This is a genomic window from Kitasatospora sp. NPDC059747, assembly GCF_042732955.1.
Taxonomy (GTDB): Bacteria; Actinomycetota; Actinomycetes; order Streptomycetales; family Streptomycetaceae; genus Kitasatospora.
Genome location: NZ_JBHWGV010000002.1, coordinates 118,970 through 130,780, shown reverse-complemented (window position 1 = coordinate 130,780; position 11,811 = coordinate 118,970). Strand labels below are relative to the sequence as shown.

8 protein-coding genes and 1 pseudogene are annotated in these 11,811 nt (G+C 74.5%); 7 read left to right on the top strand and 2 right to left on the bottom strand.

All coding sequences use genetic code 11. The annotated features are described in order from the left end of the window. Positions 1–148: 148 nt before the first annotated feature. Complete coding sequence (murA, locus tag ACFV4G_RS01715) at positions 149–1,489, bottom strand: UDP-N-acetylglucosamine 1-carboxyvinyltransferase (protein ID WP_380435420.1); 1,341 nt, start codon at positions 1,487–1,489, stop codon at positions 149–151. Positions 1,490–1,778: 289 nt separating this feature from the next. On the opposite strand from murA, the gene ACFV4G_RS01710 reads away from it, so the two are divergent. From ACFV4G_RS01710 to ACFV4G_RS01685, 6 genes and pseudogenes are all read left to right on the top strand, one after another. Beyond that, positions 1,779–2,372, top strand: coding sequence for a YqgE/AlgH family protein (locus ACFV4G_RS01710; RefSeq protein WP_380435419.1), 594 nt, complete (start codon positions 1,779–1,781; stop codon positions 2,370–2,372). 62 nt (positions 2,373–2,434) lie between these two features. Continuing rightward, a complete protein-coding gene (locus ACFV4G_RS01705) occupies positions 2,435–2,710 on the top strand; it encodes a DUF3039 domain-containing protein (RefSeq protein WP_329929182.1) in 276 nt (91 codons plus the stop codon). 93 nt (positions 2,711–2,803) lie between these two features. After that, positions 2,804–4,414 carry a beta-N-acetylhexosaminidase gene (locus tag ACFV4G_RS01700; RefSeq protein WP_380435418.1) on the top strand — a complete coding sequence of 537 codons (1,611 nt, stop codon included), beginning with the start codon at positions 2,804–2,806 and terminating at the stop codon, positions 4,412–4,414. A 364-nt stretch (positions 4,415–4,778) separates the two neighbouring features. Then, positions 4,779–5,645, top strand: coding sequence for an FAD binding domain-containing protein (locus tag ACFV4G_RS01695; protein WP_359960722.1), 867 nt, complete (start codon positions 4,779–4,781; stop codon positions 5,643–5,645). Then, positions 5,642–6,877 carry a 2Fe-2S iron-sulfur cluster-binding protein gene (locus tag ACFV4G_RS01690; RefSeq protein ID WP_380435417.1) on the top strand — a complete coding sequence of 412 codons (1,236 nt, stop codon included), beginning with the start codon at positions 5,642–5,644 and terminating at the stop codon, positions 6,875–6,877. The genes ACFV4G_RS01695 and ACFV4G_RS01690 overlap by 4 nt, the downstream gene beginning before the upstream one ends. Then, positions 6,874–9,021, top strand: a pseudogene (locus tag ACFV4G_RS01685) (xanthine dehydrogenase family protein molybdopterin-binding subunit); the annotation flags it as partial. The gene ACFV4G_RS01690 and the pseudogene ACFV4G_RS01685, both read left to right, overlap by 4 nt. 96 nt (positions 9,022–9,117) lie before the next feature. Here the strand turns inward: ACFV4G_RS01685 and ACFV4G_RS01680 are convergent. Continuing rightward, positions 9,118–10,560, bottom strand: coding sequence for a SpoIIE family protein phosphatase (locus ACFV4G_RS01680; RefSeq protein WP_380435452.1), 1,443 nt, complete (start codon positions 10,558–10,560; stop codon positions 9,118–9,120). 349 nt (positions 10,561–10,909) lie between these two features. Here ACFV4G_RS01680 and ACFV4G_RS01675 point away from each other — a divergent pair, with 349 nt between their 5' ends. After that, a complete protein-coding gene (locus ACFV4G_RS01675; RefSeq protein ID WP_380435416.1) occupies positions 10,910–11,509 on the top strand; it encodes a hypothetical protein in 600 nt (199 codons plus the stop codon). Positions 11,510–11,811 lie beyond the last annotated feature (302 nt).

The window sequence follows — 11,811 nt, the reverse complement described above, 5'->3', positions numbered from 1 at the left end:
GCGCGGCGCCCACAACCCCGCCTCGATCCCCCCGTACCAAATGCGGACCCCCCCCCACCGCGCCCGCGCGAGCCCCCCCCGATCCCCCCCCGGCGGGGGGGCCCCCCCGCGGGGAGCCCGGCCTCTCGCCGTCGGCGGACGCCGCCGGTCAGGCGTCGACCAGCTGCTCGCTGGGCAGCTCGACGTGGGCGCCGAGGTCGCGCAGCTTGTCCATGAAGTTCTCGTAGCCGCGGTTGATCAGGTCGATGCCGTGGACGGTCGAGGTGCCCTCGGCCGCGAGCGCCGCGATCAGGTACGAGAAGCCGCCGCGCAGGTCCGGGATGACCAGCTCCGCACCCATGAGCTTGGACGGGCCGGAGACGACCGCGGAGTGCAGGAAGTTGCGGGCGCCGAAGCGGCACGGGGTGGCGCCGAGGCACTCGCGGTAGAGCTGGATGTGGGCGCCCATCTGGTTGAGCGCGCCGGTGAAGCCCAGGCGCGACTCGTACACCGTCTCGTGGACGATGGACAGGCCGGTGGCCTGGGTCAGCGCGACCACCAGGGGCTGCTGCCAGTCGGTCTGGAAGCCCGGGTGCACGTCCGTCTCCAGGGCGATCGCCTTGAGCTCGCCGCCCGGGTGCCAGAAGCGGATGCCCTCGTCGTCCACCTCGAAGGCGCCGCCGACCTTCCGGAAGGTGTTGAGGAAGGTCATCATCTCCAGCTGGCGGGCGCCGCGGACGTAGATGTCGCCCTTCGTGGCGAGCGCCGCGCAGGCCCAGGAGGCGGCCTCCAGGCGGTCCGGCAGGGCGCGGTGGGTGTAGCCGCCCAGCTCGTCCACACCGGTGATCAGGATGGTGCGGTCGGTGCCCAGGGTGATGATCGCGCCCATCTTCTGCAGCACGCAGATCAGGTCGACGATCTCCGGCTCGATGGCCGCGTTGCGCAGCTCGGTGACGCCCTCGGCGAGGACGGCCGTGAGCAGCACCTGCTCGGTCGCGCCGACCGACGGGTAGGGCAGCTCGATCTTGGTGCCGCGCAGCCGCTGCGCGGCGACCAGGTAGGTGCCCTGCGGGTGCTTCTCGATGGTGGCGCCGAACTGGCGCAGCACCTCGAAGTGGAAGTCGACCGGGCGGCCGCCGATGTCGCAGCCGCCGAGGCCGGGGATGAAGGCGTGGCCGAGGCGGTGCAGCAGCGGGCCGCAGAACAGGATCGGGATCCGTGAGGAGCCGGCGTGCGCGTCGATGTCGGCGACGTTCGCGCTCTCGACGTGCGACGGGTCGAGGATCAGCTCGCCGTCCTCGTCACCGGTGCGCACGGTCACGCCGTGCAGCTGGAGCAGGCCGCGGACCACCTTGACGTCGCGGATGTCCGGGACGTTGCGCAGTCTGCTGGGGCCCTGGCCGAGGAGGGCGGCGACCATGGCCTTGGGGACCAGGTTCTTCGCACCGCGGACGCGGATCTCGCCTTCGAGCGGGTTTCCGCCGTGGACCAGCAGGACGTCGTCGGTCATCGTTCTCGCAATCCGGGGTGCCAGAGAAATGGGGAAGGGCTCCTGCGAGCCGGTGGTGGAACGTTCGTACGGGCGCGTTCGGGCCCCCGGCGAAACCGAGTCGGCACCGTGTAAAGGCGTCCACCATCCGTAGATGGTAGTGGGCGTCCCGATGGTTCCCGTGAGCCTCTCCCGTGATGGTGCTCTCTTCCGGGGTTCCGGCGCCCGCCGATGCGCCCGTACGGGTGTTCGTCCGGCGTGGCGGGGTTTCGTGTGTTGCGGTGTCCGCGCCCGCCCGTTCTGCGGGATCATGTGTGGCATGACGGCGGCCCATTCGCACGGAGGCCGGTCCCACACCGGCCGTCTGCTCGTCGCGACGCCCGTGCTCACCGATCCGAACTTCGCCCGGGCGGTGGTGCTCCTCCTCGACCACGACGCCGAGGGGGCGCTCGGCGTCGTGCTCAACCGGCCGACGCCCGTCGAGGTGGGCAGCGTGCTGGACGGCTGGGGACGGCTGGTCGGACAGCCGGCCGTGGTGTTCCAGGGCGGGCCGGTGGCGCTGGACTCGGCGCTCGGGCTGGCGGTGGCCCCGGGGGAGTCGGGCACCGGCGAGCCGCTCGGCTGGCGGCGGGTGCACGGCGCGATCGGGCTGGTGGACCTGGAGGCGCCGCCCGAGGTGCTGGCCGGCGAACTGGGCGCGCTGCGGATCTTCGCCGGGTACGCGGGCTGGTCGCCCGGCCAGCTGGAGGCGGAGATCGAGAGCGGCGCGTGGTACCTGGTGGACTGCGAGCCGGGGGACATCTCCAGCCCCGAGCCGGAGCGGCTGTGGCGCTCGGTGCTGCGCCGCCAGCGCGGCCCGCTGGCACTGCTGGCGACCTACCCGGACGACCCGACGCTGAACTGACGGCGGGGGCCGTCGGTGCGACACTGGCCCGGTTTCCCGGGGCGCCCATAGACTTGGCACCTATGAGCACTCTTGAGCCCGAGCGCGGCCTCGGCACCGGCACCCTGGTCGAGCCCGTCCCGCAGGTGTCCAACGGGGACGGCGACCACGAGCGCTTCGCGCACTACGTCCAGAAGGACAAGATCATGGAGAGCGCGCTCTCCGGGTCCCCCGTGGTGGCGCTCTGCGGCAAGGTGTGGGTGCCCGGCCGCGACCCGAAGAAGTACCCGGTCTGCCCGATGTGCAAGGAGATCTACGACGGCATCGGCAAGCCGCAGGGCGGGGACGACGACAAGTAGTCCCGCGGGGCCGCCGCACCGCGCCGTTTTGCATCGTGCGGCGTTTGCGCAGTGGTCTATGCCAATCGTTCCGGGCGCGGGCAGGATGTCGGAATGGACCTCATTCCCGCACCTTCGAGTGCCGTCCGCCGCCCGGGCGAGGACTTCCCCCTCGACGACGCCACGACGCTGACCGCCCCGCCGGCGCTGGCCGGTGCCGCGCACTGGCTGCGCGCGGCGCTGTCCGCCGCAACCGGGCTGCCGTTCGCCCCGGGTGCTCCCGGGGCGGGCGTCGAGCTGGTCCACGACGCCGCCCTGGCCGCTGAGGCGTACCGGATCTCGGTCCGCCCGGGCCACGCGGTGATCACCGCGGGCGGTCCGGCCGGCGCGCTGTGGGGCGCGCAGACGCTCCGCCGGCTGCTCGGCCCGGACGCCTTCCGCCGGGCCCCGCTGCGCCGCACCGGCTGGGTGCTGCCCGGCGCGGACATCGAGGACGCCCCGCGCTTCGGCTGGCGCGGCGCGCTGCTGGACGTCGCCCGGCACTTCCTGCCCAAGGCGGACGTGCTGCGCTTCGTCGACCTGCTGGCCGTCCACAAGCTCAACGTCCTGCACCTGCACCTGACCGACGACCAGGGCTGGCGGGTGGAGATCAAGCGGTACCCGGAGCTGACCGCGCGCGGTGCGTGGCGGGAGCGCTCGATGGTCGGCTACCGCAGCGCCGGGCGCCGCGACGACCGGCCGCACGGCGGCTTCTACACCCAGGACGACCTGCGCGAGATCGTCGCGTACGCGGCCGAGCGCGGGGTCACCGTCGTGCCGGAGATCGACCTGCCGGGCCACACCCAGGCCGCCGTGGCCGCCTACCCCGAGCTCGGCAACACCGACGTCGTGGACACCTCGGCGCTCGGCGTGTGGACGGACTGGGGCGTGAGCCACAACGTGCTCAACGCCTCCGAGGCGACGCTGCGCTTCTTCGAGGGCGTGCTGGAGGAGGTGCTGGAGCTCTTCCCGTCCGAATTCGTCCACCTCGGCGGCGACGAGTGCCCGAAGGAGCAGTGGAAGGACAGCGCCGCCGCCCGGACGCGCATCCGCGAGCTCGGCCTCGCCAACGAGGACGAGCTGCAGAGCTGGATCATCCGGCACTTCGACCGCTGGCTGGCCGAGCGCGGGCGGCGGCTGATCGGCTGGGACGAGATCCTGGAGGGCGGCCTCGCGCCGGGCGCCGCCGTCTCGTCGTGGCGCGGCTTCGGCGGCGGGATCGCGGCCGCGCGCGCCGGCCACGACGTCGTGATGTGCCCCGAGCAGCACGTCTACCTGGACCACCGGCAGGCGGACGGCCCCGACGAGCCGATCCCGGTCGGGTTCGTCCGGACGCTGGAGGACGTGTACCGCTTCGAGCCGGTGCCCAGGGAGCTGGACGAGGCCGCCGCCCGGCGCGTGATCGGCACCCAGGCCAACCTGTGGAGCGAGTTCACGGACACCGCCAGGGACGTCGACTACCGGGCCTTCCCGCGGCTCGCCGCCTTCGCCGAGGTGGCCTGGTCCGCCCTGCCCGCCGAGCCGGGCGAGCGCGACTACCCGGCCTTCGCGCGCCGGCTGGCGGCACACCTGGAGGTCCTGGACGCGCTCGGCGTCGAGTACCGCCCGGCCGACGGCCCGCACCCGTGGCAGCGCCGGCCCGGAGTGGTCGGCCGTCCGATCGAGGGGCCGCCGCCCGTCCGATAGGCGTTCGGGCCGGGCGGCCGGAATGCCGGGCAGCGGGAATGCCGGGCCGCGGGAATGCGGGGGAGGCGGAACGCGGGGAACTTCCGGATGGTCATCCGACGTCAAGAACAGATGAACATCTGTTCCGGTCCGGCCCGGGCCGGGGCAGATAACGCCCGGTATCCGCCCCAAACGGGCAGTCCCGTTCACCGGCCCCGAAGTGATCATCGAGCATTGTGTGCCAGAGTTGCCCAACCCGGCCCGATCGCCCGTACCCTACGGGCCAGGCCGGACTGCTGACGCGGACACCACGGCCGAAGGCCGCGGGCGGCAGGCGATCGATGAGCAAGTGGAGCACGGTGGGACCCAGGTGAACCGGACGATCATGCTGCCGGCCTCGCTCGACGAGGCCGTCGACGCGCTGGCCGCCGCCCCGGCCGCGGTGCCCGTGGCCGGCGCCACCGACCTGATGGAGGCCGTCAACGCCGGACGGCTGCGCCCCGCCGCCCTCGTCGGCCTCGGCCGGATCACCGAACTGCGCGGCTGGCGCTACGAGGACGGCGGCACCGCCGTGCTCGGCGCCGGTCTCACCCACGCCCGGATGGACCGTCCGGACTTCGCCGCGCTGATCCCCGCCCTCGCCGACGCCGCCCGCACCGCCGGACCCCCGCAGGTCCGCAACGTCGGCACCCTCGGCGGCAACATCGTCACCGCCGCCCCGGCCGGCGACACCCTCCCGGTGCTCGCCGCCCTGGAGGCCACCGTCACCCTCGCCCGGGCCGGCGGCACCCGGGAGGTACCGGTCAGTCACCTCCTCACCGGCCTCGACCCGGTGCGCCCCGGCGAACTGCTCACCTGGGTGCGCGTCCCGCTGCTGCACGCGCCCCAGGTCTTCCTCAAGGCGACCGGCCGCAGCGGCCCGGCCCGCGCCACCGCCTCCGTCGCCCTCGTCCTCGACCCCGCCCGGCGCTCCGTGCGCTGCGCCGTCGGCGCCGTCGCGCCGGTGCCGCTGCGGCCGCTGGAGGCCGAGGCCTGGGTGGCCGGCTGCATCGACTGGGACGGCAGCCGGGAGATCGACCCCGCCGCGACCGCCGCCTTCGGCGAGTACGTCGCCGCAGCCTGCGTCCCCGACGGCTACGGCGCCGAGGGTGCCTGGGAGGCCGTGACCGAGGGGCCGAGCGCGGCCGCCGTTCGGCTACGGCGTACCGTGTCGGTGCTGGCCCGACGGGCACTGGGAAGGGCGCTGAAGTGAGCACAGACCCCATCGACACCCTCGACGCCGACCCGCTCGGCTTCTCCCCGCAGGTCAGCCGCGAGCTGCGCCCCTGCGCCTCCTACACCCTGCGGGTCAACGGTTTCGAACGGCCCGTCACCGACGCCTGGATCGGCGAGAGCCTGCTCTACGTGCTGCGCGAGCGGCTCGGCCTGGCCGGTGCCAAGGACGGCTGCGAGCAGGGCGAGTGCGGCGCGTGCTCGGTGCAGGTGGACGGCCAGCTGGTGGCCGGCTGCCTGGTGCCGGCCGCGCTGGCCGCGGACAGCGAGATCAACACCGTCGAGGGCCTGTCGGCGGGCGGCGGCGCGAGCGACGTGCAGCAGGCGCTCGCCGAGTCCGGCGCGGTCCAGTGCGGCTACTGCGCGCCCGGTATGGCGATGGCCGTGCACGACCTGCTCCAGCGCAACCACCGGCCCACCGAGGTCGAGGCCCGGCAGGCGCTGTGCGGCAACCTCTGCCGCTGCACCGGCTACCGCGGGGTGCTGGCCGCCGTCCAGAGCGTCGCCGACGCGCGCGCCCTGGAGGCCGAGGAGGCGGAGGAGGCCGCGCTCGCCGAGGAGGCCTCCGCCGCTGCCGCGCCCGCCGCCGAAGGGGCCGCAGGGCAGCCGGCCGCCGAGGCGCCCGCGGAGGAGCCCGCCGCCGAACCCCCCGTCTACACCGACGCCGACGCCTGGATCGAGCACGTCCCGCAGCCGCCCGCCGAGGAGCCGGCCGCCGCGGTCCCCGGCCAGGGCCTGCCGTACGGCGCCGACGGCCAGGGCGGCTACGACGGCCAGCACGGCTACGACGGCCAGGGCGGCTACGACACCGGGGTGTACGACACCGGTTCGTACGAGATCCCGGCCGTCCCGCCGCAGCCGACCGACGACCAGGTCTACTACCAGCCGCAGGGCTACCCCGAGCAGCCGTACCAGGCCACCCCCGCGCACGGCACCTACCTGCCCGGCGCCGGCTACCCCGAGGGCTACCCCCAGCAGCCCGGCTACGACGGCGGCTACGACGCCCCCGTCTACGAGCCCACCCCCGCCCACGGCACCCCGGTGCCCGGTCCCGGCTTCGACGGCACGCCCGGTCCCGGCTTCGACGGCGCGCCGTACGTCCCCACGCCCCCGCACGGCGTCCCGGCCGAGGGCGGCGCCCCGGCCGGCGTCCCGTACGGCGCCACCCCCGCCCACGGCATCCGGCTCCCCGAGGACGACCACGCATCATGACGTCGCCTACCGACATCGGCGCAGCAACCCAGCAGGACGGCGACGGGGCCGGCGCGCCGGAGCCGTTCGGGCTCGGCAGCTCGCCGCTGCGCAGCGACGCCCTGCCCAAGGCGCTCGGCATCTACCCGTACGCCGCCGACCTGTGGGCCGAGGGGCTGCTGTGGGGCGCGCTGCTGCGCTCGCCGCACCCGCACGCCCGGATCAAGGCCATCGACACCTCGGCCGCGCTCGCCCTGCCCGGCGTGCACGCCGTCGTCACCGCCGCCGACCTGCCGCCCGGCCCGGACGGCCTGCCCGACGGCGCCCCGGCCGGGCCGATCGTCGCCGACCGGCCGGTGCTGGCCTCGGGCGTGGTGCGCCACCACGGCGAGCCGGTGGCCGCGGTGGCCGCCGACCACCCCGACACCGCGCGGCTGGCGGTCGGTCTGATCGTCGTCGAGTACGAGCCACTGGAGGCCGTCACCGACCCCGAGCAGGCCTTCACCGCCCCGCCGCTGCACCCGGACGGCAACCTGTTCCGCCACCTGCCGCTGCGCAGCGGGGACCCGGACGCGGTCGGCGAGATCGTCGTCGAGGGCCTGTACCAGGTCGGCCGGCAGGACCCGGCCCCGCTCGGCGCCGAGGCCGGCCTCGCCGTGCCGCGCCCGGACGGCGGCGTCGAACTGCACCTGTCCTCCACCGACCCGCACGGGGACCGCGACCGCACCGCCGCGTGCCTCGGCCTGGAGCCGGACCGGGTGCGACTGGTCGTCACCGGCGTGCCCGGAGCGACCTCGGACCGCGAGGACCTCTCCTTCCAGGTCACCCTCGCGCTGCTGGCGCTGCGCACCGGCCGGCCGGTGAAGATGACGCTCACCCGCGAGGAGTCCTTCCACACCCACACCTCGCGCCACCCCGCGCTCCTGCGCTACCGCCACCACGCGGACGCCGAGGGCCGGCTGGTGAAGGTCGAGGCGCAGATCCTGCTGGACGGCGGCGCCTACGCGGACGTCTCCGCCGAGGCGCTGGCCGCCGCGACGGCGTTCTCGGTCGGCCCGTACGTCTGCCCGAACGTCTTCGTGGACGCGTGGGCGGTGCGCACCAACAACCCGCCGGCCGGGCGGATGCGCGGCGAGGGCGCGCTGCAGTCCTGCTTCGCCTACGAGTCGCAGCTGGACCAGCTGGCCGCCCGGGTGGGCGTGGACTCGGTGGAGATCCGCCGCCGCAACGCGATGGCCACCGGCGACCCGATGCCCACCGGACAGGCCGTCACGTGCCCGGCGCCGGTGACCGCGCTGCTGGAGGCCGTCGCCGCCGAACCGCTGCCGGCACTGCCGGTGGACGACCCGGACGCCGAGTGGCTGCTGCCGGGCGGGCCCGGCGGCGCCGGCGACCCGGCCGCCGTGCGGCGCGGGATCGGCTACGCCGTCGGCATGGTGCACATGCTCGGCGCCGAGGGCGAGGACGAGGTGTCCACCGCCACCGTGCGGGTCAGCGGCGACCACGCGACCGTGATCTGCGCGGCCGTCGACTCCGGCCAGGGCTTCGCGACGCTGGCCCGGCAGATCGTGCAGACCGTGCTGGGGGTCGGCGAGGTCTACATCGCGCCGGCCGACAGCGACCAGTCGATCGCCGGGCCCTCCGCCCGCGGGCGGCACACCTGGGTGTCCGGCGGCGCGGTCGAGCGGGCCGCGCTGATGGTCCGCCACCAGCTGCTCCAGCCGATCGCCGCCAACTTCGGGATGTCGGTGGAGCTGCTCCAGATCGCCGACGGCAAGATCACCTCGTACGACGGGGTGCTCGGCATGCCGGTCGCCGAGGCGCTGGAGGGCAAGGAGCTGTGGGCCACCGCGCAGTGCCGCCCGCACCCGACCGAGCCGCTGGACGAGGCCGGGCAGGGCGACGCGTTCGTCTCCATCGCCTTCTGCGCGATGCGCGCGGTCGTGGACGTGGACATCGAGCTGGGCGCCGTCCGGGTGGTCGAGATGACCGTCGCGCAGGACGTCGGCCGGGCGCTCAACCCGCGGCAGATCGAGGACCGGATCGAGGCGGGCGTGGCCCAGGGCGTCGGCCTGGCGCTGCTGGAGGAGCTGCGCACCGAGGGCGGCGTGCTGCAGAACCCGTCGCTCACCGGCTACCGGCTGCCGACCGCGCTGGACACCCCCCCCGGGCGGGGGGCGCCGGGGGGTACTTGTCCGCCGCAAGTACCGCCGGGCGCTTCCTCGTTGTCCCGGCCCGAAGGACACGCCCCAGGACACGCCCTACCGCAGGGGCAGGGTGAACCAGGTGGTCTTGCCCACCTCGGCGGGCCGGGTGCCCCAGCGGTGGGACAGGGCCTCGACGAGGGTGAGGCCGCGGCCCGACTCCTCGTCCGTCTCGGCGAGCCGGGGGTGCGGCAAGTGGGGGCTGTGGTCGGTGACTTCGACCACCAGTTCGGCGGGATGGCAGCGCAGGTGCAGGCGGACGGGGCCCTTGCCGTGCTGGATGGCGTTGGTGAGCACCTCGGAGGTCAGGAGCTTGACGTCGTCGGTCAGGTGGCCGTGGTTCCAGGACCCGAGGACCTTCTCGACGAAGGCCCGTGCCTCGGCGGAGGAGGTCGGGACGGCGGGCAGCTCGATCGCGGCCGTGGCGTCCGGGGCCGCGGGGACCTGGGCCAGCAGGAGCGTGACGTCGTCGTCGTAGCCGGGGACGGGCGGGAGCAGCGTGGTCAGGATGTGGTCGGCCGCGGCTTCCAGGTCGCCGGGGTCGGGGGTCGTGTCGATGGCGGACATGAGGGTGTCGAGGCGGTCCTCGATGTCGCACCCGGGGGCCTCGATCAGGCCATCGGTGAAAAGCGCGAGCAGGGTGTGCGGCGGCAGGACGGCGGACGTCTGCCGGTGGGGGACGCCGCCCACGCCCAGCGGCGCACTCACCGGCGCCGGCAGGATCCGGGCCGCGTGGCCGGGGGTGGCGGCCAGGATCGGGAGGTGGCCGGCCGAGCAGACGGACACCTCCCGGGTGTCGGGGGCGATGACCAGGTAGCAGCAGGTGACGAGCTGGTCGGGGACCGCGAGGTCGCCGACGACCGTCTCCAGGGACTGCATCAGGTCCCGCGGCTCCATGCCGGTGATGGCCAACGCGTGGGCGGCCGAGCGCAGTTGACCCATGACGGCGGCGGCTTCCAGGCCACGGCCCATGACGTCGCCGATGAGGATCCCGACCCGGCCGGCGCCCAGCGGGATGAGGTCGAACCAGTCGCCGCCGACGCCCGCTCCCTGGGTCGCCGGCCGGTAGCGGTGGGCGGCGGTGAGCCCGGGTATGGCGGGCGGGGTGCCCATCAGGCTGCGCTGGAGGGTGAGGGCGATGTGCCGCTGCTGCTCGTAGAGCACGGTGAGTTCGGCCTCCGCCGCCTTGCGGTCGCTGACGTCGCGGACGGCGGCGGAGAACAGGAGGCCGTCGCTGGTCTCCAGCGGGCTGAGGCTGATCTCGACGGGGAACTCGGTGCCGTCCTTGCGCAGCCCGCGCAGGTCCAGGCCCGCGCCCATGGGCCGCACCTGCCGGTTGGCCGCGTAGTCGTCGCGGTGCCGGGCGTGGTGGGCGCGGAAGCGGCCCGGGATCAGCAACTCCACCGGCCGTCCCAGGAGTTCCTCGCGACCGTAGCCGAACAGCGCCTCGGTCTGGGCGTTCACGAGCGTGATCGTCCCGGTGTCGTCCACGATGACCATCGCGTCCGGCGCCGCTTCCAGCAGTCCGCGGAACCGCTCCTCGGCGGCCGGCGAGCCGCCCTTGCTCTCCCCCTGGGCCTTCGCTGATCTGTGCGCCTTGCCCATGTCGACCCCAGATGCGTTGTGCTGTACGAGTTTCGAAAGCCAATACCACCGCAACGGGACCGTGTCGCAGGACAGTTGACTCCATTTGCCGCATCACGAGCGAACCGGCTCCGAGTCCGACCGGAAGCAACCGTTCGCGACCTGCCCCCGGTCGGCGGCGCGCCGTCGGGCACGGCGCAGCAATCCGGTACCGCCGGCCGACCGCCCTGAGGGAGACTCGTCTGGACGACGAGGAGAGGAAACCATGGCACGACCTGCAGTCGGGGCGGCCCCGAACCGCTGCGACGAGTGCGGCGGCTACGAGTACGGCGGCGCGCCCGTCTGCCCGGCCTGCCGGGCGCTCGTCGACGGCATCGTCGAGGACGAATGGTCCGTGTTCCTGGCCCGCATGGGAGCGGTCGGCGAGCGGGACGCGGCGGCCCTCGCCGAGATGGTCGCGGCCGAACCGGACCGGCACGACTGGCGCGTGGTCGACGCCGCCCTCGACCGCCTGACCTGCCCCGACTGCGGCGACCGGCTCGCCCGCGGCCCGCTCGGCTGCGCCGCCTGCGACCTCGCCCACGGCTTCCGCTACGCCGCGGTCGAGACGGACCGGCCGGGCGTGCCGTGGGGCAACGAGCACGGCGTCCGCGTCAACGTGTCCGTCGTCCGCCGCCCGCACGTGACCTCGGCCGACGAACTCCTCGCCCGCCGCCTGACACTTCCCCTCCTCCTGGCGGGCCACCTGCCGACGACCGCGGAGGCGCAGCGGATGAGCGCCCTGATCCGGCAGGCCCCGGCGGCGCGGCGGGCGCAGGTCGCCGCGGAGGCAGTGGAGGAGGTCCTGCGGCGCACGGCGGGCTGAGGAGGATCGTTCAAGCCCGTGGGAGGACGACGTGCCGGCCGAGTTCGAGGACGGGCGGTGGCGGTGCCGATGTGGGTGACGGTGATGGTCACGTGTTCTCCGTGATTCAAGCGGCGGTGACGCGGAAGCGGCGTCGGTATTCGGTCGGGGTGGCGCCGAGGTGGTCGCGGAACCGACGGCCGGAGGCACTCCGACCGCCTCCGGCCGGGGGGGCCCCGCGGCCCCGGGGCGTTTAAAAAAAGGGGGCGGGCGCGGGCAGATTTTTGTGTTGTGGGGGGGGGTTTATAACTCAGAAGGCGGCC

Bases quoted from the DNA above. Each gene is read 5' to 3' on its own strand.
- murA (WP_380435420.1), bottom strand. From the start codon at position 1,489: ATGACCGACGACGTCCTGCTGGTCCACGGCGGAAACCCGCTCGAAGGC.
- ACFV4G_RS01710 (WP_380435419.1), top strand. From the start codon at position 1,779: ATGTGTGGCATGACGGCGGCCCATTCGCACGGAGGCCGGTCCCACACC.
- ACFV4G_RS01705 (WP_329929182.1), top strand. From the start codon at position 2,435: ATGAGCACTCTTGAGCCCGAGCGCGGCCTCGGCACCGGCACCCTGGTC.
- ACFV4G_RS01700 (WP_380435418.1), top strand. From the start codon at position 2,804: ATGGACCTCATTCCCGCACCTTCGAGTGCCGTCCGCCGCCCGGGCGAG.
- ACFV4G_RS01695 (WP_359960722.1), top strand. From the start codon at position 4,779: ATGCTGCCGGCCTCGCTCGACGAGGCCGTCGACGCGCTGGCCGCCGCC.
- ACFV4G_RS01680 (WP_380435452.1), bottom strand. From the start codon at position 10,560: ATGGTCATCGTGGACGACACCGGGACGATCACGCTCGTGAACGCCCAG.
- ACFV4G_RS01675 (WP_380435416.1), top strand. From the start codon at position 10,910: ATGGCACGACCTGCAGTCGGGGCGGCCCCGAACCGCTGCGACGAGTGC.